The following is a 23,223-nucleotide window of genomic DNA, read 5'->3' on the forward strand; positions in this document are numbered from 1 at the left end:
TTCTACCTGCTTTGACGGGCATTAGGCGCCTAGCGCGCGTGCGTGATGTCGCAAGTGGTCGTCGATGAAGCTTGAGATGAAGAAATAACTGTGGTCGTAACCCGGCTGCAGGCGCAACGTCAGCGGATGTCCCGCTTGTCTTGCCGCTTGCTGCAGGGCCTCCGGCTTGAGCTGGTTGGCCAGGAAATCATCGCGGTCGCCTTGATCGACCAGCAACGGCAGCTTTTCTTCGGCCTCTGCGATCAGCGCACAGGCATCCCACTCGCGCCACTTCGAGCGGTCTTCGCCGAGGTAGCGGGAGAACGCCTTCTGGCCCCATGGGCAGTCCATCGGATTGCTGATCGGCGAAAACGCCGACACCGAGCGGTAACGCCCCGGATTGCGCAAGGCACACACCAGCGCACCGTGGCCGCCCATGGAGTGGCCGCTGAGGCTGCGCTTGTCAGACGCCGGGAAATGCGCCTCGACCAGCGAAGGCAATTCCTGCACGACGTAGTCATGCATCCGATAGTGCCGGGACCAAGGCTCCTGGGTGGCATTGAGATAGAACCCGGCGCCGAGGCCGAAATCCCATGCCCCGTCCGGGTCGCCCGGCACCTCGGCGCCGCGCGGGCTGGTGTCCGGCGCCACGATGATCAGGCCGAGCTCGGCGGCCATGCGCAGGGCGCCGGCCTTGTGCATGAAGTTCTCGTCGGTGCAGGTCAGCCCCGACAGCCAATACAGCACCGGCAGCTTGCCGCCCTGCTCCGCCTGCGGCGGCAGGTACACGGCGAACACCATGTCGCAGCCCAGCACGTCGGAGCGGTGCCGGTAGCGCTTGTGCCAGCCGCCGAAACTTTTCTGACAGGAGATGTTTTCCAGACTCATGTAAGGCTCCTACGCGGACGCGGCTGCCGGCGAACACCTCCGCAGCCGCGCCTTGCCGCGATTGATCAGAAATGGATGACGGTACGGATGCTCTTGCCTTCGTGCATCAGGTCGAAAGCCTTGTTGATGTCTTCCAGGCCCATGGTGTGGGTGATGAAGGTGTCGAGCGGGATCTCGCCGCTCTGGGCCATGTCGACGTAGCTCGGCAGCTCGCTGCGACCGCGCACGCCGCCGAACGCCGAACCGCGCCAGACGCGGCCGGTCACCAGCTGGAACGGACGGGTGGCGATTTCCTGGCCGGCACCGGCCACGCCGATGATCACCGACTCGCCCCAGCCCTTGTGGCAGCATTCCAGCGCGGCGCGCATCAGTTGCACGTTGCCGATGCACTCGAAGGAGAAGTCGACGCCGCCGTCGGTCATGTCGACGATCACTTCCTGGATCGGACGATCGAAGTCTTTCGGGTTCACGCAATCGGTGGCGCCCAGTTGCTTGGCGATCTCGAACTTGGCCGGGTTGATGTCGATGGCGATGATGCGCGAAGCCTTGGCCTTCACTGCGCCGATCACCGCCGACAGGCCGATGCCGCCCAGGCCGAAGATGGCCACGGTATCGCCCGGCTGGACCTTGGCGGTGTTGATCACCGCACCGATACCGGTGGTGACGCCGCAACCGAGCAGGCAGACCTTCTCCAGCGGCGCGTCCTTGGAAATCTTGGCCACGGAGATTTCCGGCAGCACGGTGTACTCGGAGAACGTCGAGGTTCCCATGTAGTGGAAAATCGTTTCGCCCTTGTAGGAAAAGCGCGAAGTGCCGTCCGGCATCAGGCCTTTGCCCTGGGTGGCGCGAATGGCCTGGCACAGGTTGGTCTTGCCCGACTTGCAGAATTTGCACTGGCCGCATTCCGGGGTGTACAGCGGAATCACGTGGTCGCCCACCGCCACCGACGTCACGCCTTCACCGATGGCCTCGACGATCGCACCGCCTTCATGGCCGAGGATCGACGGGAAGATCCCTTCCGGATCAGCGCCGGACAGGGTGTAGGCGTCGGTGTGGCACACCCCGGTGGCCACCACGCGAAGCAGCACCTCGCCGGCCTTCGGCATGGCGACATCGACTTCAACGATTTCCAGCGGCTTCTTGGCCCCGAAGGCTACGGCGGCGCGCGACTTGATCATCCTGACTCTCCCAGTGAATTAAAACGAGACAAGGAGTGTAATCCACGACCTGAGAGTGAATAATCCGGACAAAAGCAAAACATTATTGCCGCACAGGGATAATCCGATGTCCGAAAACCGCTGGGAAGGCATCGACGAGTTCGTCGCCGTGGCCGAATGCAGCCAATTCACCGCCGCCGCCGAACGCTTGGGCGTTTCCTCTTCGCACATCAGCCGCCAGATCGCGCGGCTGGAAGAACGCCTGCAGACCCGCTTGCTCTACCGCAGTACACGGCGGGTGACGCTGACCGAAGCCGGGCAGACATTCCTGCAGCATTGCCAGCGTCTGCAGGACGGCCGCGAAGAAGCGCTGCGGGCCGTCGGCGACCTGGCCAGCGAGCCCAAAGGCATGCTGCGCATGACCTGCGCCGTGGCCTACGGCGAACGCTTCATCGTGCCGCTGGTGACCCGGTTCATGGGTCACTACCCGCAACTGCGGGTCGACATCGAGCTGACCAACCGCCAGCTCGACCTGGTTCACGAAGGCCTGGACCTGGCGATCCGCCTGGGCCGCCTGCAGGATTCGCGGCTGGTCGCCACCCGGCTGGCGCCGCGGCGCATGTACCTGTGCGCATCGCCCTCCTACCTTGAACGGTACGGCCGCCCCCACAGCCTGTCGGAGCTGAGCCGGCACAATTGCCTGATCGGCAGTTCGGACATCTGGCAACTGGAGCAGAACGGGCGGGAATTCGCCCAGCGGGTGCAGGGCAACTGGCGCTGCAACAGCGGGCAAGCGGTGCTGGATGCGGCTTTGCAAGGGGTGGGGCTGTGTCAGTTGCCGGACTACTACGTGCTGGAGCATCTGCACAGCGGCGCGCTGATTTCGCTGCTGGAGGCCCATCAGCCGCCGAACACCGCGGTGTGGGCGCTGTACCCGCAGCAGCGGCACCTGTCGCCGAAGGTGCGCAAGCTGGTGGATTTTCTCAAGGAAGGGTTGGCGCAACGGCCGGAGTACCGCAACTGAACACGGGTGGATCATCCGAGATTCTGCGGTGCCCCCACCGACGCCATCGCGGGCAAGCCCGCTCCCACAGTGACCGTGAAGTGCCCAAGACCTGTGGGAGCGGGCTTGCCCGCGATGGCTATCTAACGGACACCACCTGCACTCAGCGCCGGTTCGCCCAACGCTGACGCAACCACTCCAGGTCTTCCGGCCGGGTCACCTTGAGGTTGTCCGCCCGCCCTTCGATCAGGCGCGGAGCAAGGCCGGCCCACTCCATCGCCGAGGCTTCGTCGGTGATCACCGCATCCGCCACCAGACTGTCGGCCAACGCCCGGTGCAACGCACCCAGGCGAAACATCTGCGGCGTGTAGGCTTGCCAGATCACGCTGCGGTCGACGGTTTCGACCACGCGCCCCTGTTTGTCGACGCGCTTGAGCGTGTCCCGCGCCGGGACCGCCAGCAACCCGCCGACCGGGTCATGCGCCAGCTCGGCGAGCAGCTTGTCCAGGTCATTGCGGCTCAGGTTGGGGCGCGCCGCATCGTGCACCAGCACCCAATCCTCATCGTTGGCGCCCTGGGCATGCAGGTGCAGCAAGGCATTGAGCACCGAACCTGAACGCTCGGCGCCGCCGTCGACCCGCTGAATGCGCGCGTCGCCGGCACAGGCCAGGCCCGGCCAGTAAGGATCATCGACAGCAAGACTGACCACCAGGCCCTTGAGGCTCGGGTGATCGAGGAAACAGCCGAGGCTGTGTTCGAGAATGGTGCGTCCGCCCAGTTGCAGGTATTGCTTGGGACGGTCCGCGGCCATACGGGCACCGATGCCCGCGGCAGGAATCACGGCCCAGAAGGCCGGCAGAAAATCGCTCATTGGGCCAACTGGTAAAGGGTTTCGCCGTCCTTGACCATGCCCAGCTCATGGCGGGCCCGCTCTTCAACGGTCTCCATGCCTTTCTTCAACTCGCTGACCTCGGCGTCCATCACCCGGTTGCGCTCCAGCAAGGCTTCGTTCTCGGCGCGCTGGTCGTCGATTTGCTGAGTCAGCTCGGCCACTTGCGCCAGGCTGCCGTTACCCACCCACAGGCGGTATTGCAGACCGGCCAGCAGCAGAAGCAGGACGAGAAACAACCAATAGGGACTGCGCATCGAATATCAGGTATCCAGTGAAAAAAGACAGCCACGCAAAACGTTGAAGCATCTGATAGCACGAAGCCTGGAAGATCCAGGCTTGTGCTGATAAGGCATCAGATTAGTGGCAAATCCATCGCTGTCACGACTTTTCCGACACAATCCGGTGTCCTTTTACGTTCAAGGCTCAGCCGCGGAACTCGCCGCGACCGTTGTACTTGGCCTTGCCGTTCAACTGCTCTTCGATACGCAGCAGTTGGTTGTACTTGGAGACGCGGTCGGAACGGCACAGGGAACCGGTCTTGATCTGGCCGGCCGAGGTACCCACGGCCAGGTCGGCGATGGTCGAATCTTCGGTTTCGCCGGAACGGTGCGAGATCACGGCGGTGTAGCCGGCGGCCTTGGCCATCTGGATGGCTTCCAGGGTTTCGGTCAGGGTGCCGATCTGGTTGAACTTGATCAGGATCGAGTTGGCGATGTTCTTCTCGATGCCTTCCTTCAGGATCTTGGTGTTGGTCACGAACAGGTCGTCGCCGACCAGTTGCACCTTGTCGCCGATCTTGTCGGTCAGGATCTTCCAGCCAGCCCAGTCGGACTCGTCCAGGCCGTCTTCGATCGAGATGATCGGGAAGCGCTCGGTCAGGCCTTTGAGGTAGTCGGCGAAACCGGCGGCGTCGAAGGACTTGCCTTCGCCGGACAGGTTGTACTTGCCGTCTTCGAAGAACTCGCTGGCCGCGCAGTCCAGGGCCAGGGTCACATCGGTGCCCAGCTTGTAGCCGGCGTTGGCGACCGCTTCGGCGATGGCCGACAGCGCGTCTTCGTTGGAGGCCAGGTTAGGCGCGAAACCGCCTTCGTCACCCACGGCGGTGTTCAGGCCACGGGCCTTCAGCACGGCTTTGAGGTGGTGGAAGATCTCGGTGCCCATGCGCAGGCCTTCGGAGAAGGACTTGGCGCCGACCGGCTGCACCATGAATTCCTGGATGTCGACGTTGTTGTCGGCGTGTTCGCCGCCGTTGATGATGTTCATCATCGGAACCGGCATCGAGTAGACGCCCGGAGTGCCGTTCAGGTTGGCGATGTGCGCGTACAGCGGCAGGTCCTGGTCCTGGGCGGCAGCCTTGGCGGCGGCCAGGGACACGGCGAGGATGGCGTTGGCGCCCAGGGTCGCCTTGTTTTCGGTGCCGTCCAGCTTGATCATCGCCAGGTCCAGGGCTTTCTGGTCGCTTGGGTCTTTGCCCAGCAGCAGTTCGCGGATCGGACCGTTGATGTTGGCTACCGCCTTGAGCACACCCTTGCCCAGGTAACGGCTCTTGTCGCCATCACGCAGCTCGAGCGCTTCACGCGAGCCAGTGGAAGCACCGGACGGCGCGCAGGCGCTGCCGATGATGCCGTTATCGAGAAGCACGTCCGCTTCCACGGTGGGGTTGCCACGGGAGTCGAGAACTTCACGACCTTTGATGTCGACGATTTTTGCCATTGTTGTAAACACTCCAAAGTTGACGAAAACGACGCAGCTAGAGGAAATCTTTGACCGTCGGCAAGGGGTGTGCAGCAGGCAGTCTTGCAGACGACAAGGCTCAAACCCGAAGGTCTGAGCCAGGAATCGTGCGGTACTTTACCGGAGAAATGAGGCTTACGCGGTCTCTACCGTCGGAAAACTCTTCACCAGTTCGTCCAGGGCCTTGAGCTGGGCCAGGAACGGCTCCAGCTTGTCCAGGCGCAAGGCGCAAGGGCCGTCGCATTTGGCGTTGTCCGGATCCGGATGCGCTTCGAGGAACAGCCCGGCCAGCGACTGGCTCATGCCCGCCTTGGCCAGGTCGGTGACCTGGGCGCGGCGCCCGCCGGCGGAGTCGGAACGACCTCCCGGCATCTGCAGCGAGTGGGTCACGTCGAAGAACACCGGGTATTCGAACTGCTTCATGATCCCGAAGCCGAGCATGTCGACCACGAGGTTGTTGTAGCCGAAGCTCGAACCGCGCTCGCAGAGGATCAACTGATCGTTGCCCGCCTCCACGCACTTGTTCAGGATGTGTTTCATCTCCTGGGGCGCGAGGAACTGGGCTTTCTTGATGTTGATCACCGCGCCGGTCTTGGCCATGGCGACCACGAGGTCGGTCTGGCGCGACAGGAAGGCCGGCAGCTGGATGATGTCGCAGACCTCGGCGACGGGCAGGGCCTGGTCGGGCTCATGGACGTCGGTGATGATCGGCACGCCGAAGGCCTGTTTGATGTCCTGGAAGATGCGCAAGCCCTCTTCCAGGCCAGGACCGCGGTACGAGGTCACAGAAGACCGGTTGGCCTTGTCGAAGCTGGCCTTGAACACGTAAGGGATGCCGAGCTTTTCGGTGACCTTCACGTATTCCTCGCAAACCTGCATGGCCATGTCGCGACTTTCCAGCACGTTCATGCCGCCGAACAGCACCATGGGCTTGTCGTTGGCAATCTCGATGTCGCCGACGCGGATGATCTTCTGTGCCATCGGGTTACGCCTTCTTCTGGTGTTGAGCCAACGCGGCCTTGACGAAACCGCTGAACAGCGGATGGCCGTCACGCGGGGTCGAGGTGAACTCAGGGTGGAACTGGCAGGCGACGAACCACGGATGGTCCGGTGCCTCGACCACTTCGACCAGCGCGCCGTCACCGGAGCGGCCGGAGATCTTCAGGCCGGCTTCCATGATCTGCGGCAGCAGGTTGTTGTTCACTTCGTAGCGGTGGCGGTGACGCTCGACGATCACGTCCTTGCCGTAGCAGTCGTGCACCTTGGAGCCGGACTCCAGCAGGCATTCCTGCGCGCCCAGACGCATGGTGCCGCCCAGGTCGGAGGCTTCGCTGCGGGTCTCGACCGCACCGGTGGCATCGGCCCACTCGGTGATCAGGCCCACGACCGGGTGGCCGCTGGCGCGGTCGAACTCGGTGGAGTTGGCGTCTTTCCAGCCCAGCACGTTGCGGGCGAACTCGATGACCGCCACTTGCATGCCCAGGCAGATGCCCAGGTACGGCACCTTGTTCTCACGGGCGTACTGGACGGCGGTGATCTTGCCTTCCACGCCACGCAAGCCGAAGCCGCCCGGCACCAGGATCGCGTCGACGCCTTCCAGCAGCGCGGTGCCCTGGTTCTCGATGTCTTCGGAATCGATGTAGCGCAGGTTGACCTTGGTGCGGTTGGTGATGCCGGCGTGACTCATCGCTTCGATCAGCGACTTGTAGGCGTCCAGCAGCTCCATGTACTTGCCGACCATGGCGATGGTGACTTCGTGCTCAGGGTTGAGCTTGGCGTCGACGACCTTTTCCCACTCGGACAGGTCGGCGCCGTTGCACTGCAGGCCGAAGCGCTCGACGACGAAGTCGTCCAGGCCCTGGGCGTGCAGCACGGCCGGGATCTTGTAGATGGTGTCGACGTCTTCCAGGGAGATCACCGCACGCTCTTCAACGTTGGTGAACAGGGCGATCTTGCGGCGCGAGGACACATCCACCGGATGGTCGGAGCGGCAGATCAGCACGTCAGGCTGCAGGCCGATGGAGCGCAGTTCCTTCACGGAGTGCTGGGTCGGCTTGGTCTTGGTCTCGCCGGCGGTGGCGATGTACGGCACCAGCGTCAGGTGCATCAGCATCGCGCGCTTGGAACCGACTTCCACCCGCAGTTGACGGATGGCTTCGAGGAACGGTTGCGACTCGATGTCGCCGACGGTGCCGCCGATCTCCACCAGGGCCACGTCGGCATCGCCGGCGCCCTTGATGATGCGACGCTTGATCTCGTCGGTGATGTGCGGGATCACCTGGATGGTGGCGCCCAGGTAGTCGCCGCGGCGCTCTTTGCGCAGCACGTGCTCGTAGACGCGACCGGTGGTGAAGTTGTTGTTCTGGGTCATGGTCGTGCGGATGAACCGCTCGTAGTGGCCCAGGTCGAGGTCGGTCTCGGCGCCGTCGTGGGTGACGAACACTTCACCGTGCTGGAACGGGCTCATGGTGCCCGGATCGACGTTGATGTACGGATCCAGCTTGAGCATGGTGACCTTGAGCCCCCGCGCCTCCAGGATGGCCGCCAATGAAGCCGAGGCAATGCCTTTCCCCAATGAAGAAACAACACCGCCCGTGACGAATATGTAGCGCGTCATGAAAAACCCTAGAAGTCTGCGTTAAAGCGGTCCGAGCCGCCGGGGAAAGCGAAGGAAGGCCGAAGCCCCCGATCACCTGCATTAATCACAGTGCACCTTTCAAAAAAACCGCCGCGTTGGGACAGACCGGAAGTGAAAACACCGGTACGTAGCTCGCTACACATTTTTTGGAATCGCCCAGCAAAGACTGCTTGGTAATCGGCAACTCCTGCAATTCAGGCGAATCCACAGAAGTTGTATCAAGAAGGGAGCGTAGTCTACCGGAATGCCCCTTTCATCTCAAACCTTGATCTTCATCCGAAGGCTGCCAATGCAGTCGCCAGCCGTCCTGCGCACTGCCGTCGAGCCCCGGCAGGTCCGCCACGGCGAGCAGTTCCTCGCCGCGGAACAGCAGCGGCAATCTGCCACGCACGAAGGCCGGAACGCCGCGCTCGTTGAGCAGGCGCTTGAGGTCGCGCCCGCCGCGGCCGGGCAGGCGCATCGTCTCGCCGCCCTGCCGGTAAGCGATCCTGAGCGGCCCGGCAGGAGTCTGCCCCAGCAACATGACACGCCCGTTATCGGCCAGGCGCAGCGGCCTCGCAGGATCAGGCCAAGCGTCTGCGGCCACCGGCGTGCGCAGCCATTGCCCGCTGAGCCACCAGAGGCGGCCGGCGCTGCGATGCAGTTCACCGTCGGCCAGACGCCAGACCGGCGCCGCATCGACGGCGGCCTCGCACAGGTCCGACCAACCCGACCAATGGTCGGTATCCGGCAAACGGGTCAGCGGCGCCAGCCAATGGCTGAGGGCATTGCGCTGGCGGGCGGCGGACAAACCGGCCAACGGGGCCAGCGCCAATGAGGGCACGCCCAGCCAGTCGAAGGCGTCCGGGGTGCGCGCATCGTTCAGGTCGAGCTGCGCCAGCTCATCCAGCAAGCCTTGCGCCTCCCGCGCATGTGCAGCGCTGCGCACCAGGCTGGCCGTCGCCTGCGGCCAGCGGGCGGCGAGCAAAGGCATCACTTGATGACGCAGATAGTTGCGGGAGAACTGCGTGTCCTGATTCGACGGATCCTCGATCCAAGTCAGTTGATGGGCCCGTGCGTAGGCTTCCAGTTCGTCCCTTCCCGCATCGAGCAACGGACGTACCAGGCTGCCCTGCCCCAGCGGCCTGTGCTCCGGCATCGCGGACAACCCTCTCACCCCCGCCCCCCGCAGCAGACGAAACAGCAAGGTCTCGGCCTGATCGTCGCGGTGCTGCCCGGTCAGCAGGGCTTCGTTGCGGCCGAGCGCCGCGTCGAACGCTGCGTAACGCGCATCACGCGCCGCGCGCTCCAGGCTCGCACCGGGCCGAACCTGCACGCGAACCACCTGCAGCGGCACGCCCAGCGCATCGCAGAAGGCTCGGCAATGCTCCGGCCACGCCTCTGCGGCGGCCTGAAGGCCGTGATGGACATGGAGGGCGCTCAAGGGCGGCAGGGTTTCGGTCTTCGCCAGACGGGCGAGCAGGTGCAGCAGGACGGTGGAGTCGAGTCCGCCGGAGAAGGCGATGCGCCAGGCCGCAGCGGTACGCCAGGGCGTCAGGGTGCGCAGAAGTCGGTCAGACAGATCGATCCGGGTCATGGGGGACACATCGCACAAATGAAATGTGGGAGCGGGCCTGCTCGCGACAGCGATTGAACAAACAACAGGTGCGTTGAATGTTAACCCTTATCGCGAGCAGGCTCGCTCCCACATGGGTACGGCCTGTTCGATCAGAGACCGTAGCTCATCAGACGCTCATAACGGCGGGCCAGCAGTGCGTCGTTGTCGAACTTCTTCAGCATCGCCAGCTGCGAGATCAGCTCGGCGCGGATCGAGGCGGAAGCGGCAGCGAAGTCGCGGTGGGCGCCGCCCAGCGGCTCGTTGATCACCTTGTCGACGATGCCCAGGCCCTTCAGGCGCTCGGCGGTGATGCCCATGGCTTCGGCGGCGTCCGGCGCCTTCTCGGCGGTTTTCCACAGGATCGAGGCGCAGCCTTCCGGCGAGATCACCGAGTAGGTCGAGTACTGCAGCATATTCAGTTGGTCGCACACGCCGATGGCCAGTGCGCCGCCGGAACCGCCCTCACCGATCACGGTGGCGATGATCGGGGTCTTCAGGCGCGCCATGACGCGCAGGTTCCAGGCGATCGCTTCGCTCTGGTTGCGCTCTTCGGCGTCGATGCCCGGGTAGGCGCCCGGGGTGTCGATGAAGGTCAGGATCGGCATCTTGAAGCGTTCGGCCATTTCCATCAGGCGGCAGGCCTTGCGGTAGCCTTCCGGACGCGGCATGCCGAAGTTGCGGCGCACCTTCTCGCGCACTTCGCGGCCCTTCTGGTGACCGATCACCATCACCGGCTGGTCGTCCAGACGTGCCACGCCGCCCACGATGGCCGCGTCGTCGGAGAAGTGACGGTCACCGTGCAGTTCGTCGAACTCGGTGAAGATGTGGTCGATGTAGTCGAGGGTGTACGGACGGCGCGGGTGACGCGCCAGACGTGCGATCTGCCAGCTGGTCAGCTTGCCGAAAATGTCTTCGGTCAGCGTCTTGCTCTTGTCCTGCAGGCGGGAGATCTCATCGCCGATATTCAGCGAATTGTCGTTACCGACCAAGCGCAATTCTTCGATCTTGGCTTGCAGGTCGGCGATCGGCTGTTCGAAATCTAGAAAATTCGGGTTCATAGGCGTCCGTCTAGGGTCGCGTCCAAGCAAGCTTGGGCCGGCCGGTTGTCTGTTCGCGCCCTACCTTAAGGGACAGGCGCGTCGAGGTCGAGATTAAAAGTTCAGGTTGCGGACAGGCGATCTGATATCACCTGCCGGTCAACGGTATTGGAGGAAGACGTTGTCTCGTCCGAACTGGTCACGCAGGGCTTGAATCAGGGCGTCCGCCGGATCGATCCGCCAGCTCTCGCCGAACTGCAGCAAGGTCTTCGCATCGGGGCTGGTGTATTCCATGGTGATCGGGCAAGCCCCGCGGTGGCGCTTGAGCAACTCGCCCAACCAGCGTAGCTGATCGCCCTTCAGGTCCTGGGTCTGCAGTTTCAGGCGCAGGCTCTCGGCCAGGCTGGTGCGCGCCTCTTCCATGCTCATCACCCGCTTGACCCGCAGGCGCAGGCCGCCGGAGAAGTCGTCGTTGCTGACTTCGCCTTCGACCACCACCATCGCGTCGGTCTGCAGCAGCGACTGGGCGGAGTGGAACGCATCGGCGAACAGCGACGCCTCGATCCGCCCGGAGCGGTCGTCGAGGGTGATGAAGCCCATCTTGTCGCCCTTTTTGTTCTTCATGACCCGCAGGGCGATGATCATGCCGGCGATGGTCTGGGTATCCCGCGCAGGCTTCAGGTCGATGATGCGCTGACGGGCGAAGCGGCGGATCTCGCTTTCGTATTCGTCGATCGGGTGGCCGGTGAGGTACAGGCCCAAGGTGTCCTTCTCGCCCTTGAGGCGTTCCTTGAGGGTCAGCTCCCGGGCCTTGCGGTGGCTGGCGTAGACATCCGCGTCCTCTTCGACGAACAGCCCGCCGAACAGGTCGGCGTGGCCGCTGTCGTGGGTGCGCGCGGTCTGTTCGGCGGCCTTGATCGCCTCTTCCATAGATGCCAGCAGCACCGCGCGGTTGCGGTCGATGTTGGCCTGGTAGGCCTTCTGCTCGTCATGGAAGTACGGACCCAGGCGGTCCAGCGCGCCGCTGCGGATCAGGCCGTCCAGGGTGCGCTTGTTGATGCGTTTGAGGTCGACGCGGGCGCAGAAGTCGAACAGGTCCTTGAACGGGCCGTCCTGGCGCGCTTCGGTGATCGCCTCCACCGGGCCTTCGCCGACGCCCTTGATCGCGCCGAGGCCGTAGACGATGCGCCCGTCGTCGTTCACCGTGAACTTGAACTCCGAGGTGTTCACGTCCGGCGCGTCGAGGCGCAGCTTCATCGTGCGCACTTCTTCGATCAAGGTCACGACCTTGTCGGTGTTGTGCATGTCCGCCGACAGCACCGCCGCCATGAACGGCGCCGGGTAGTGGGCCTTCAGCCACGCGGTCTGGTACGACACCAGGCCGTAGGCGGCGGAGTGGGATTTGTTGAAGCCGTAACCGGCGAATTTCTCCACCAGGTCGAAGATGTTGCCCGCCAGGTCCGCATCAATGTTGTTGGACGCGCAACCTTCGATGAAGCCGCCGCGCTGCTTGGCCATCTCCTCGGGCTTCTTTTTACCCATCGCCCGTCGCAGCATGTCCGCGCCGCCGAGGGTGTAGCCGGCCATGACCTGGGCGATCTGCATCACCTGTTCCTGGTACAGGATGATGCCGTAGGTCGGCGCCAGCACCGGCTGCAGGCCTTCGTACTGGTAGTCCGGATGCGGGTACGCCAGCTCGGCGCGGCCGTGCTTGCGGTTGATGAAGTCGTCCACCATGCCCGATTGCAGAGGGCCCGGACGGAACAGGGCCACCAGTGCGATGAGGTCTTCGAGGCAGTCGGGCTTGAGTTTCTTGATCAGCTCCTTCATGCCGCGGGATTCGAGCTGGAACACCGCCGTGGTTTCGGCCTTCTGCAGCAGGCTGTAGGTCGGCTTGTCGTCGAGCGGGATGAACGCGATGTCCAGCGGCGCCTCGTTGGTCTTGGCGCGGTCGCGGTTGATGGTCTTGAGCGCCCAGTCGATGATCGTCAGGGTCCGCAGGCCGAGGAAGTCGAACTTCACCAGGCCGGCCGCCTCCACGTCGTCCTTGTCGAACTGGGTGACCAGGCCGCCGCCCTCTTCATCGCAGGCGATCGGCGAGAAGTCGGTGAGCTTGGTGGGCGCGATCACCACGCCGCCGGCGTGCTTGCCGGTGCCGCGGGTCACGCCTTCGAGCTTGAGGGCCATGTCCCAGATTTCCTGGGCCTCTTCGTCGACCTTGAGGAAGTCGCGCAGGATCTCTTCCTGCTCGTAGGCCTTTTCGAGGGTCATGCCGACCTCGAACGGAATCATCTTCGACAGGCGGTCCGCCAGGCCGAACGACTTGCCCTGGGCCCGGGCCACGTCACGCACCACCGCCTTGGCGGCCATGGAGCCGAAGGTGATGATCTGGCTCACCGCGTTGCGGCCGTACTTGTCGGCCACATAGTCGATCACCCGGTCACGGCCGTCCATGCAGAAGTCGACGTCGAAGTCGGGCATGGAGACCCGCTCCGGGTTGAGGAAACGTTCGAACAGCAGGTCGTATTCCAGCGGGTCGAGGTCGGTGATCTTCTGCACGTAGGCCACCAGCGAACCGGCGCCCGAACCCCGTCCGGGGCCCACCGGCACGCCGTTGTTCTTGGCCCACTGGATGAAGTCCATCACGATCAGGAAGTAACCGGGGAATCCCATCTGGATGATGATGTCCAGCTCGAAATTCAGCCGGTCGACATACACCTGACGCTTGGCATCGTAGTCTTCGGTGGTGTCCTTGGGCAGCAGCACCGACAGGCGCTCCTCCAGGCCGTCGAACGAGACCTTGCGGAAATACTCGTCGATGGTCATGCCGTCGGGGATCGGATAGTCGGGCAGGAAGTGCTTGCCCAGCTTCACGTCGATGTTGCAGCGTTTGGCGATCTCGACGGTGTTTTCCAGCGCGTCGGGCAGGTCGCTGAACAGCTCGGCCATTTCCTCGGCGCTTTTGAGGTATTGCTGATCGCTGTAATTCTTGGAACGGCGCGGGTCGTCGAGGGCGCGGCCTTCACCGATGCAGACGCGGGTCTCGTGGGCCTCGAAGTCTTCCGGCTTGATGAAGCGCACATCGTTGGTCGCCACCAGCGGCGCGCCGAGCTTGTCGGCCAGAGCCACGGCGCCGTGCAGCTGCTCTTCGTCGTTGACGCGGTTGGTGCGCTGGATCTCCAGGTAGAAGCGGTCGGGAAACACCGCCATCCATTCGCGGGTCAATGCCTCGGCCTCGGCCGGGTTGCCGGCGATCAGGGCCATGCCGATCTCGCCCTCCTTCGCCGCCGACAGCATGATCAGGCCGGCGCTGGCCTCGACCACCCACTGGCGCTCGATGATGATCATCCCGTTGCGCTGGCCGTCGATGAACCCGCGGGAAATCAGCTCGGTGAGGTTGCGGTAGCCCAGGGCGTCCATCGCCAGCAGGCTGATCCGGCTCAGAGGGCCGTCCGGATCCTTGTTCGACAGCCACAGGTCGGCCCCGCAGATCGGCTTGATCCCGGCGCCCATGGCGGCCTTGTAGAACTTGACCAGGGAACACATGTTGTTCTGGTCGGTGACCGCAACGGCCGGCATGTTCATGCCGGTGAGCGCCTTGACCAGCGGCTTGATCCGCACCAGCCCGTCGACCAGGGAGTATTCAGTGTGCAGGCGTAGGTGAACGAATGAAGCCGGCATAGTGATCCTGTCCAGTTACATGGAAACAACAAGGCCCGGATTGTACCGGGCCTCGAACAAAACATCAGCCATGGGCCTAAACCGGCGCCAGGCCTTCCAGCGCCTCGTAGGCCTGACGCACCGGCGCGAACGAACGCCGGTGGATCGGCGTCGGCCCCAGGCGCACCAACGCTTCCAGATGAACGGGCGTCGGATAGCCCTTGTGGCCGCCGATGCCGTAGCCCGGGTAGGTCAGCTCGAACGCCGCCATCTCGCGGTCGCGGCTGACCTTGGCCAGGATCGAGGCCGCCGCGATGGCCGGCACCTTGCTGTCGCCCTTGACCACCGCTTCGGAACGCATCGGCAGTTTCGGGCAACGGTTGCCGTCGATCATCGCCAGCTTCGGCTGGATGTGCAGGCCGGCGACGGCCCGCTGCATGGCCAGCATGGTGGCATGGAGGATGTTCAGTTCGTCGATCTCTTCGACCTCGGCCCGGGCAATGCACCAGCTCAGGGCCTTTTCCTTGATTTCGTCGAACAGTTTCTCGCGCCTGGCTTCGGTGAGCTTCTTCGAGTCGTTCAGGCCCTGGATCGGCCGGTTAGGATCGAGGATCACCGCCGCCGTCACCACCGCGCCGCACAACGGGCCACGGCCGACCTCGTCGACACCGGCCACCAGTTCTTCGACTTCGGCGACCAGGGTGAAATCCAGGCCCATCTGCATGCTTGTCTTGCTCATCGTGATTGACCGATCAGGTTCAGCACCGCGTCGGCGGCCTGGTTGGAGGCGTCCAGCCGCAGGGTGCGGTGGATCTCGTCGAAGCCGCGGGTCTGTTCCTCGCCGCCGTCGATCAGCGGGGAAAGCGTCTGGGCCAGGGCCTCGACCGTCGCGTCGTCCTGCAGCAGCTCAGGCACCAGAAGGCGCTGGGCCAGCAGGTTCGGCAGGGACACGTAAGGGCTCTTGACCATGCGCTTGAGGATCCAGAACGTCAGCGGCGCCAACCGGTAGGCCACCACCATCGGCCGCTTGTACAGCAGCGCCTCCAGCGTCGCCGTGCCGGAAGCGATCAGCACCGCGTCGCAGGCGGCGAGGGCCAGGTGGGACTTGCCGTCGAGCAGGGTCACCGGCAGGTCGCGGCCGGCCAGCAGCGCTTCGATCTGCACCCGCCGCTCGGGGCTGGCGCAGGGCAACACGAAACGCACGCCAGGGCGCAAGGCCCGCAGCCGCTGGGCGGTGTCGAGGAACAGCGCGCCGAGGCGCCCGACCTCGCCGCCGCGGCTGCCCGGCATCAGGGCGACCAGCGGCCCGTCGGGCAAGCCCAGCTCGGCCCGCGCCGCCCCACGATCGGCCTGCAACGGAATGGCGTCGGCCAGCGAGTGGCCGACGAACCGCACCGGCACGCCCTTCTCTTCGTAGAATTTCGCTTCGAACGGGAACAGCGTGAGCATCAGGTCGCAGCCTTCGCGGATCTTCAGCACGCGCTTCTGCCGCCACGCCCACACCGACGGGCTGACGTAGTGCACGGTCTTGATCCCGGCCTGACGCAGCTTGAGTTCGATGTTGAGGTTGAAGTCCGGGGCGTCGATGCCGATGAACACGTCCGGCTTGCGCTCGATCAGGGTCTCGATCAGGTGCTTGCGCCGCTTGAGCAGCTCGCGCAGCCGACCGAGCACCTCCACCAGCCCCATGACCGACAGACGCTCCATGGGAAAGTCGGAGGTCAGCCCTTCGGCCTGCATCAGCGGCCCGCCGACGCCGATGAACTCCGCCGTCGGATGCCGGGCCTTGAGGGCACGCATCAGGCCGGCGCCCAGAATGTCGCCGGAAGCCTCGCCCGCCACCAGCGCAATACGCAGATTGGCCATGGTCAGCGGGTGATGCCGCGGTTCGATGACTGGATGGAGTCGCGGAACAAGGCGACTTCAGGGAACTGGGCCGCAGGTTCGGCCAGTTCGGCCAGTGCCTGCTCGACGGTCAGCCCCTGGCGGTACACCGTTTTGTAGGCACGGCGCAGAGCGTGGATGGCATCCTCGCTGAAGCCGCGGCGACGCATGCCTTCGAAGTTCATGCTGCGCGCTTCGGCCGGGTTGCCGAACACGGTGACGAACGCCGGGACGTCCTTGCCGATCGCGGTGCCCATGCCGGAGAAGCTGTGCGCGCCGATGTGGCAATACTGGTGCACCAGCGTGAAGCCGGACAGGATCGCCCAGTCGTCGACGTGCACATGGCCGGCCAGCGCGGTGTTGTTGACCAGGATGCAGTGGTTGCCGATCACGCTGTCATGGCCGATGTGGGCATAGGCCATGATCAGGTTGTGGTCGCCCAGCGTGGTTTCCGAGCGGTCCTGCACCGTGCCGCGGTGAATCGTCACGCCTTCGCGGATGACGTTGTGGTCACCGATCACGAGGCGGGTCTCTTCACCCTTGTACTTGAGGTCCGGCGTATCCTCGCCGACCGAGGAAAACTGGTAGATCCGGTTGTGCTTGCCGATGCGGGTCGGGCCCTTGAGGACCACATGAGGCCCGATCACCGTACCCTCGCCGATTTCCACACCTGCGCCGACGATCGACCACGGGCCGACCTCGACCCCTTCAGCCAGGACGGCTGTCGGGTCGATGATTGCGCGAGGGTCGATCAAACTCATAGCTTGCGTTCCGCGCAGATGATTTCCGCCGAGCAGACCGGCTTGCCGTCGACAGAGGCCTGGCAGTCGAACTTCCAGATCTGGCGCTTGCAGCTGATGAACTTGGCTTCGAGGATCAGCTGATCACCCGGCAGCACAGGCTGACGGAAGCGCAGCTTGTCGGAACCGACGAAGTAGTAGAGGGTGCCGTCGGCCGGTTTGACGTCCAGCATTTTGAAACCGAGGATCCCGGCAGCCTGGGCCATCGCTTCGATGATCAGCACGCCCGGCATGATCGGATGCGCCGGGAAGTGGCCATTGAAGAACGGCTCGTTGATGCTGACATTCTTGTAGGCGCGAATGCGCTTGCCTTCAGTGTCCAGATCCACCACCCGGTCCACCAGCAGGAACGGGTAACGGTGAGGCAGGTATTCGCGAATCTCGTTGATGTCCATCATTTCGGGGGGAAGCCTATGTAAAGATTGGGAGTGCGACGTGGCGCACGCCTCTAGCAGATCAAGCAGACAGCCGGGTGGCTGCCTGCGATTGATATGGAAGCGGTATCAGCCATCTGATGAAGCATTACCGTCGGGGGTCACTTCCCCCACGCGCTTTTCCAGCTGTTTCAAGCGGCGCGCGAGGTCATCGAGCTGCCGGATGCGGGCCGCGCTCTTGCGCCATTCGGCCGCCGGTTGCATGGCTGTGCCGGACGAATAGGCACCCGGCTCGGTGATCGAGTGGGTGACCATGGTCATGCCGGTCAGGAAAACGTTGTCGCAGATGTCGATGTGCCCGACCAAGCCGACGCCGCCGGCCAGCATGCAATGCTTGCCGATCTTGGTGCTGCCGGAGATGCCGACGCAAGCCGCCATGGCGGTGTGGTCGCCGACCTGGACGTTGTGGGCGATCTGGATCTGGTTGTCGAGCTTGACGCCGTTGCCGATCACGGTATCGGCCAGGGCGCCGCGGTCGATGGCCGTGTTCACGCCGATCTCCACATCGTCGCCGACGGTGACGCCGCCGATCTGGGCGATCTTTTGCCAGACGCCTTTCTCGTTGGCGAAGCCGAAGCCCTCGCCGCCGAGCACCGCACCGGACTGGATGACCACCCGTTTGCCGATGCGCACGTCGTGGTACAGCGTCACGCGCGGGGCGAGCCAGCCGCCTTCACCGATCTCGCTGCGCGCGCCGACCACGCAATGCGCGCCGAGGGTCACGCCGGCACCGATCCGGGCACCCGACTCGACGACCGCGAAGGGGCCGATGCTGGCGCTCGGATCGACCACCGCGTCCGCCGCGATCACGGCCGTCGGATGGATCCCGGCGGCGGCTTTCGGTTTCGGGTCGAACAGGTGGGACAGGCGGGCATAGGCCAGGTACGGATCCGGCACCACCAGCGCATCGCCGGCGAACGCTTCGGCGTCCGCGGCCTTGAGCAGCAGCGCTGCGGCCTGCGAGCCGGCGAGGTACTTGCGGTATTGGGGATTGGCCAGGAAGCTCAATTGAGCTGGGCCGGCCTCCTGCAAGGTGGCCAGCCCAGTGATTTGCTTCTCCGGGTCGCCACGCAGGGTGGCGCCGAGGAACTCGGCCAACTGGCCGAGCTTGATGGTCACGGTCATGGGTTACTTCAGCTGGTTCATGCGCTCGATGACCTGGCGCGTGATGTCGTACTGAGGTTTGACGTCGATGACCGCGCCACGCTCGAACACCAGGTCAAAACCACCTTTCTTGATGACTTCTTCCACGGCGCTGTCCAGCTTCGGCTTCAGTTGCTTGAGCATCTCGCGGTCGGCGACGGCCTTGGCTTCGTTCAATTCCTTGGACTGGAACTGGAAATCACGGGCCTTTTGCTTGAATTCCAGCTCCAGACGCTCGCGCTCGCCTTGCTGCATCTTGTCGCCGCCAGCCATCAGGCGGTCCTGGATGCCCTTGGCGCTGCTTTCCAGGGTCTTGAGCTTGGTCAGCTGCGGGCCGAACTTCTTCTCGGCGTCCACGGCGTACTTCTTGGCCGCGTCGGATTCCAGCAGGGCCATCTGATAGTTCAGGACGGCGATCTTCATGTCGGCAAATGCCGGGCCTGCCACCAGTACGGAGGCCAGGAGAACCAATTGAGTCAACTTACGCACGATGCACTCCTACAAAATCCATTGTCGTTATCTTGGGTCAGACGCTTAGAACGTCTGACCGAGGGAGAATTGGAACACTTGGGTTTCAGCGTTATCCGGTTTCTTCACCGGCGTGGCCAACGCGAAGCTCAATGGGCCCAGTGCGGTCACCCAGGTCACGCCGACACCGACGGAACTGGCCATGTTGCTCAGGCTCACGTCGTTGCACTGCGTGTTGGACTTCGTGACACCGTTGGTGTTGAGAGTCTGCTCGCACTTGGAGTCAAACACGTTACCCACGTCCCAGAACACGGAAGTGCGCAGGGAGCGTTGATCCTTGACGAACGGCAGCGGGAACAGGACTTCCACACCACCCTGGATCAGGACGTTGCCGCCGAACGGCAGCGGATCCTGGTCCGGGTCGTTGATCGTACCGACGTTGCCCGTCGTGCCCTGACCGCGGCTAGGCGTACTGCGCGGGCCCAGCGTGCTGTCCTTGAAGCCACGAACCGAGTTGAAACCACCAGCATAGTAGTTTTCATAGAACGGCAAGCCGTCGGTGGAACCGTAGCCGTCGCCGTAGCCCAGTTCGGTGTGCAGGCGCAGCGTGTAGTTTTCGCTGAGCGGCGCGAACAGCTGGCCGCGGTAGTCGAGCTTGTAGAACGACAGGTCGCTGCCTGGAATGGTGGCTTCCAGGGTCAGGCTCTGGGAACGGCCGCGGGTCGGCAGCACGCCCTTGTTCAGGGTCGACTCGGACCAGCCGGCCGACGCCTTGAAGTTCAGGTAGTTGTCGCCTTCACGGTTCACGAAGTCGAAGATTTCGTCGACGGTGTACTGACCGGTCTTGATCTTGTCCTGCTGGGCCGACAGGCCGAAGGTCAGGCGCGAGGTTTCGCTGATCGGGTAGCCGACGTTCACACCGGCGCCCAGGCTGTCCACCGCATAGCTCGCCACATCGACGTCGAGGTCTTTGTAGTCGGTGGTGCGGTAGAAGGCGTTGTAGCCCAGGCTCACGCCGTCGGCGGTCCAGTAGGGATCGACGTAGCCGAAGTTGTAGCGGCTCTGGTATTCGCTGCGGGTCAGGCCCACGCTGACGCGGTTACCGGTACCGAGGAAGTTGTTCTGGGTGATGGAGCCGCCCAGGATCAGACCGGCGCTCTGGGCGAAGCCCACACTGGCGGTGATCGAACCGGAAGCCTGCTCCTCGACGCTGTAGTTCACGTCGACCTGGTCGTCGACGCCCGGCACGGCCGGCGTCTCGACGTTGACTTCCTTGAAGAAGCCCAGGCGCTCCAGACGGGTCTTGGACTGGTCGATCAGGTAGGTCGAAGCCCAGCCGCCTTCCATCTGGCGCATTTCGCGGCGCAGCACTTCGTCCTCGGACTTGGTGTTGCCACGGAAGTTGATGCGGTTGACGTAGGCGCGCTTGCCCGGATCGACGGCGAACAGGATGTCGACGGTGTGATCGTCGTCATGGGGCTGAGGCACGCCGTTGACGTTGGCGAAGGTGTAGCCTTCGTTGCCCAGACGGCGGGTGATCAGCTCGGAAGTGGTGGTCATCAGCTTGCGCGAGAACACCTGGCCCTTCTGCACCAGCAGCAGGGACTTGACCTGGTCTTCAGGCACTTTCAGGTCGCCGCTCAGCTTGACGTCGCGAACGGTGTACTTCTCGCCTTCGGTCACGTTGACGGTGATGTAGACGTGCTTCTTGTCCGGGGTGATGGACACCTGGGTCGAAGCGATGTCCATGTTGATGTAGCCGCGGTCCAGGTAGTAGGAACGCAGACGCTCCAGGTCACCGGAGAGCTTTTCGCGGGCGTACTTGTCGTCGTTCTTGAAGAAGGACAGCCAGTTGGTGGTTTTCAGCTCGAACAGGTCGACCAGGTCTTCCTCGGGGAAAACGGTGTTGCCGACCACGTTGATGTGCTGGATGGCAGCCACGGTGCCTTCGTTGATCTTCACCTTCAGGCCGACGCGGTTGCGCGGCTGCGACACCACTTCGGTGTCGACGGTCGCCGAGTAGCGGCCCTGGGCGACGTACTGACGCTGCAGCTCGTTGCGCACGCCTTCGAGGGTGGCGCGCTGGAAGATCTCGCCTTCGGCCAGGCCGGACTGCTTGAGGCCTTTCATCAGGTCTTCGGTGGAGATCGCCTTGTTGCCTTCGATCTCGATGCTGGCGACGGACGGACGCTCGACGACCGTGATCACCAGTACGTTGCCTTCGCGGCCCAGCTGGATATCTTGAAAGAAACCGGTTTTGAACAGCGCACGAGTGGACTCAACCAGACGACGGTCGTCCGCCTGATCGCCGACGTTCAACGGCAACGCGCCAAAGACGCTACCTGCGGAAACCCGCTGGAGGCCGTTGACACGAATATCAGAGATAGTGAAGGACTCGGCGTGAACTTCGGCGATCATCAATACGGTGAGAACCGCAGTTAGCAGCAGACGTTTCATGAAGTCCTTTCTTATTCCAACTGGCAATAAAGAAACTGCCGCAAAATGCGGCAGATTCGCAATTCAACGAAGCGTTACAGACGACCCAGATCGTTGACCAGAGCGAGCAGCATCACTCCAACCACCAAACTGATACCGATCTGTATCCCCCAACCTTGTACCCGCTCCGACAAGGGGCGACCACGCGCCCACTCGATCAGATAAAACAACAGATGCCCCCCATCCAGTACGGGAATGGGCAGCAAATTCAGAACACCCAGGCTAATACTCAGATAAGCAAGGAAATTCAGGAAATCGGCAACGCCCGACTGGGCAGAAGCGCCCGCCACTTTAGCAATGGTTATCGGTCCGCTCAAGTTTTTTACCGAGAGCTCGCCGAAGAGCATTTTCTTCAGGGAATCCAGCGTCAGGACACTCATCGCCCAAGTGCGGCGGGCACCCTCGCCGATCGCCGCCAACGGCCCGAAACTGACCTCACGGATCATTTCCGGCGGCCAGTCGACCGCCTTCACCCCTGCCCCCAGATAGCCGCTCGGCGACTTGCTTTCGCCCCGGGCCGCCAGCGTGACCGGAACGTCGATCCGGGCACCATCGCGCTCGATGCGCAGCAGGACTTTAGCGTCAGGGCGGGTACGGACGGTGTCGACCACTTGCTGCCAGTCGTCCAGCGCCTGGCCGTCGAGCGCCAACAGGCGGTCGCCGGTCTTCAGCCCCGCCGCCTGGGCCGGGCCTTTCGGATCGAGTTCGGCGAGCACCGGCGGCAACGCCGGGCGCCATGGGCGGATGCCCAGCGAACGGATCGGGTCAGGTTCGTCCGCGCCCTTGAGCCAGTGGTCCAAGGCCAGCTCGCGAGGCGAGTCCGCCGTGGAGCCCTGATCACGCACCATCACCTGCAGGGAACCGCTCTCGCCCAGACGACGCACCAGCTGCAGATTGACCGCCGCCCAGCCGGACGTCGGTTCGCCGTCGATGGCGATGATTTCCTGGCCGGGGCTCAGGCCGGCCTTGGCCGCCATGCTGCCGGACTCGACCGCGCCGATGACCGGGCGCACCTGCTCGCTGCCGAGCATGGCCAACACCCAGAAGAACACCAGAGCGAGGAGAAAGTTGGCGACCGGGCCGGCGGCGACGATGGCGATGCGCTGACGGACGGTCTTGCGGTTGAACGACTGATGCAGCTGATCGGCCGGCACCTCGCCTTCACGCTCGTCGAGCATCTTGACGTAACCGCCCAGCGGAATGGCCGCCACCACGAACTCCGTGCCGTGCCGGTCGTGCCAGCGCAGCAGGGGCATGCCGAAGCCGACGGAAAAACGCAGCACCTTGACGCCGCAGCGGCGCGCGACCCAGAAGTGGCCGAACTCGTGGAAGGTGACCAGCACACCGAGGGCGATCAGGGTGCCGGCAATCATATAGAGCGCGCTCATCTACTTTCTCCGCATTCCTGTCCAG

General features: G+C 63.7%; 19 protein-coding genes. 1 reads left to right on the forward strand and 18 read right to left on the reverse strand.

The window, feature by feature from the left end; genetic code table 11:
• Positions 1-21 precede the first annotated feature (21 nt).
• Positions 22-867: an S-formylglutathione hydrolase gene (fghA, locus tag CAG29_RS10700; RefSeq protein WP_085581421.1), complete on the reverse strand. Its 846-nt coding sequence runs from the start codon at positions 865-867 to the stop codon at positions 22-24.
• 65 nt (positions 868-932) lie between these two features.
• Positions 933-2,045, reverse strand: a complete 1,113-nt coding sequence (locus CAG29_RS10705) for an S-(hydroxymethyl)glutathione dehydrogenase/class III alcohol dehydrogenase (RefSeq protein WP_085581419.1) — start codon at positions 2,043-2,045, stop codon at positions 933-935.
• Between the two features lie 106 nt (positions 2,046-2,151).
• On the opposite strand from CAG29_RS10705, the gene CAG29_RS10710 reads away from it, so the two are divergent.
• Positions 2,152-3,048: a LysR substrate-binding domain-containing protein gene (locus CAG29_RS10710; RefSeq protein ID WP_085581417.1), complete on the forward strand. Its 897-nt coding sequence runs from the start codon at positions 2,152-2,154 to the stop codon at positions 3,046-3,048.
• Between the two features lie 142 nt (positions 3,049-3,190).
• Here the strand turns inward: CAG29_RS10710 and ispD are convergent, their stop codons facing one another.
• From ispD to rseP, 16 genes are all read right to left on the reverse strand, one after another.
• On the reverse strand, positions 3,191-3,898 hold the full coding sequence (gene ispD, locus CAG29_RS10715; protein ID WP_085581415.1) for a 2-C-methyl-D-erythritol 4-phosphate cytidylyltransferase: 708 nt from the start codon (positions 3,896-3,898) through the stop codon (positions 3,191-3,193).
• Entirely contained in the window at positions 3,895-4,173 is a 279-nt protein-coding gene (gene ftsB, locus CAG29_RS10720) for a cell division protein FtsB (RefSeq protein ID WP_085581413.1), read from the reverse strand. The genes ispD and ftsB overlap by 4 nt, the downstream gene beginning before the upstream one ends.
• A 169-nt stretch (positions 4,174-4,342) precedes the next feature.
• Positions 4,343-5,632 (reverse strand): phosphopyruvate hydratase, encoded by a 1,290-nt coding sequence (gene eno / locus CAG29_RS10725; RefSeq protein ID WP_085581411.1) that lies wholly within the window; start codon positions 5,630-5,632, stop codon positions 4,343-4,345.
• A 156-nt stretch (positions 5,633-5,788) separates the two neighbouring features.
• Complete coding sequence (gene kdsA / locus CAG29_RS10730; protein WP_085581409.1) at positions 5,789-6,634, reverse strand: 3-deoxy-8-phosphooctulonate synthase; 846 nt, start codon at positions 6,632-6,634, stop codon at positions 5,789-5,791.
• Between the two features lie 4 nt (positions 6,635-6,638).
• On the reverse strand, positions 6,639-8,270 hold the full coding sequence (locus CAG29_RS10735; protein WP_085581407.1) for a CTP synthase: 1,632 nt from the start codon (positions 8,268-8,270) through the stop codon (positions 6,639-6,641).
• Between the two features lie 274 nt (positions 8,271-8,544).
• On the reverse strand, positions 8,545-9,867 hold the full coding sequence (gene tilS, locus CAG29_RS10740; RefSeq protein ID WP_085694399.1) for a tRNA lysidine(34) synthetase TilS: 1,323 nt from the start codon (positions 9,865-9,867) through the stop codon (positions 8,545-8,547).
• A 131-nt stretch (positions 9,868-9,998) separates the two neighbouring features.
• Positions 9,999-10,946: an acetyl-CoA carboxylase carboxyltransferase subunit alpha gene (locus CAG29_RS10745; RefSeq protein WP_085581403.1), complete on the reverse strand. Its 948-nt coding sequence runs from the start codon at positions 10,944-10,946 to the stop codon at positions 9,999-10,001.
• A 138-nt stretch (positions 10,947-11,084) separates the two neighbouring features.
• A complete protein-coding gene (gene dnaE, locus CAG29_RS10750) occupies positions 11,085-14,606 on the reverse strand; it encodes a DNA polymerase III subunit alpha (protein WP_085581401.1) in 3,522 nt (1,173 codons plus the stop codon).
• Positions 14,607-14,682: 76 nt separating this feature from the next.
• Complete coding sequence (rnhB, locus tag CAG29_RS10755; protein ID WP_085581759.1) at positions 14,683-15,309, reverse strand: ribonuclease HII; 627 nt, start codon at positions 15,307-15,309, stop codon at positions 14,683-14,685.
• Between the two features lie 11 nt (positions 15,310-15,320).
• On the reverse strand, positions 15,321-16,451 hold the full coding sequence (gene lpxB, locus CAG29_RS10760; protein WP_085581399.1) for a lipid-A-disaccharide synthase: 1,131 nt from the start codon (positions 16,449-16,451) through the stop codon (positions 15,321-15,323).
• Between the two features lie 2 nt (positions 16,452-16,453).
• A complete protein-coding gene (gene lpxA / locus CAG29_RS10765) occupies positions 16,454-17,230 on the reverse strand; it encodes an acyl-ACP--UDP-N-acetylglucosamine O-acyltransferase (protein ID WP_085581397.1) in 777 nt (258 codons plus the stop codon).
• On the reverse strand, positions 17,227-17,667 hold the full coding sequence (gene fabZ, locus CAG29_RS10770) for a 3-hydroxyacyl-ACP dehydratase FabZ (RefSeq protein ID WP_085581395.1): 441 nt from the start codon (positions 17,665-17,667) through the stop codon (positions 17,227-17,229). Before fabZ ends, lpxA begins: the two co-directional genes overlap by 4 nt.
• A 105-nt stretch (positions 17,668-17,772) precedes the next feature.
• Positions 17,773-18,828, reverse strand: coding sequence for a UDP-3-O-(3-hydroxymyristoyl)glucosamine N-acyltransferase (gene lpxD / locus CAG29_RS10775; RefSeq protein WP_085581393.1), 1,056 nt, complete (start codon positions 18,826-18,828; stop codon positions 17,773-17,775).
• 3 nt (positions 18,829-18,831) lie between these two features.
• Positions 18,832-19,335 (reverse strand): OmpH family outer membrane protein, encoded by a 504-nt coding sequence (locus tag CAG29_RS10780; RefSeq protein ID WP_003222140.1) that lies wholly within the window; start codon positions 19,333-19,335, stop codon positions 18,832-18,834.
• 45 nt (positions 19,336-19,380) lie between these two features.
• The gene (gene bamA / locus CAG29_RS10785) at positions 19,381-21,771 is read right to left on the reverse strand and encodes an outer membrane protein assembly factor BamA (protein WP_085694401.1); all 2,391 of its coding nucleotides are present in this window, start codon (positions 21,769-21,771) and stop codon (positions 19,381-19,383) included.
• Positions 21,772-21,845: 74 nt separating this feature from the next.
• Entirely contained in the window at positions 21,846-23,198 is a 1,353-nt protein-coding gene (gene rseP, locus CAG29_RS10790) for a sigma E protease regulator RseP (RefSeq protein WP_085581389.1), read from the reverse strand.
• Positions 23,199-23,223: the final 25 nt, after the last annotated feature.

Origin of the sequence: Pseudomonas sp. B7(2017), assembly GCF_002112745.1 — a bacterium.
In the GTDB taxonomy this organism is placed as follows: domain Bacteria; phylum Pseudomonadota; class Gammaproteobacteria; order Pseudomonadales; family Pseudomonadaceae; genus Aquipseudomonas; species Aquipseudomonas ekonensis.

Coding starts and splice junctions, on each gene's coding strand:
- fghA (WP_085581421.1), bottom strand. CDS start 867: ATGAGTCTGGAAAACATCTCCTGTCAGAAAAGTTTCGGCGGCTGGCAC.
- CAG29_RS10705 (WP_085581419.1), bottom strand. CDS start 2,045: ATGATCAAGTCGCGCGCCGCCGTAGCCTTCGGGGCCAAGAAGCCGCTG.
- CAG29_RS10710 (WP_085581417.1), top strand. CDS start 2,152: ATGTCCGAAAACCGCTGGGAAGGCATCGACGAGTTCGTCGCCGTGGCC.
- ispD (WP_085581415.1), bottom strand. CDS start 3,898: ATGAGCGATTTTCTGCCGGCCTTCTGGGCCGTGATTCCTGCCGCGGGC.
- ftsB (WP_085581413.1), bottom strand. CDS start 4,173: ATGCGCAGTCCCTATTGGTTGTTTCTCGTCCTGCTTCTGCTGCTGGCC.
- eno (WP_085581411.1), bottom strand. CDS start 5,632: ATGGCAAAAATCGTCGACATCAAAGGTCGTGAAGTTCTCGACTCCCGT.
- kdsA (WP_085581409.1), bottom strand. CDS start 6,634: ATGGCACAGAAGATCATCCGCGTCGGCGACATCGAGATTGCCAACGAC.
- CAG29_RS10735 (WP_085581407.1), bottom strand. CDS start 8,270: ATGACGCGCTACATATTCGTCACGGGCGGTGTTGTTTCTTCATTGGGG.
- tilS (WP_085694399.1), bottom strand. CDS start 9,867: ATGACCCGGATCGATCTGTCTGACCGACTTCTGCGCACCCTGACGCCC.
- CAG29_RS10745 (WP_085581403.1), bottom strand. CDS start 10,946: ATGAACCCGAATTTTCTAGATTTCGAACAGCCGATCGCCGACCTGCAA.
- dnaE (WP_085581401.1), bottom strand. CDS start 14,606: ATGCCGGCTTCATTCGTTCACCTACGCCTGCACACTGAATACTCCCTG.
- rnhB (WP_085581759.1), bottom strand. CDS start 15,309: ATGCAGATGGGCCTGGATTTCACCCTGGTCGCCGAAGTCGAAGAACTG.
- lpxB (WP_085581399.1), bottom strand. CDS start 16,451: ATGGCCAATCTGCGTATTGCGCTGGTGGCGGGCGAGGCTTCCGGCGAC.
- lpxA (WP_085581397.1), bottom strand. CDS start 17,230: ATGAGTTTGATCGACCCTCGCGCAATCATCGACCCGACAGCCGTCCTG.
- fabZ (WP_085581395.1), bottom strand. CDS start 17,667: ATGATGGACATCAACGAGATTCGCGAATACCTGCCTCACCGTTACCCG.
- lpxD (WP_085581393.1), bottom strand. CDS start 18,828: ATGACCGTGACCATCAAGCTCGGCCAGTTGGCCGAGTTCCTCGGCGCC.
- bamA (WP_085694401.1), bottom strand. CDS start 21,771: ATGAAACGTCTGCTGCTAACTGCGGTTCTCACCGTATTGATGATCGCC.
- rseP (WP_085581389.1), bottom strand. CDS start 23,198: ATGAGCGCGCTCTATATGATTGCCGGCACCCTGATCGCCCTCGGTGTG.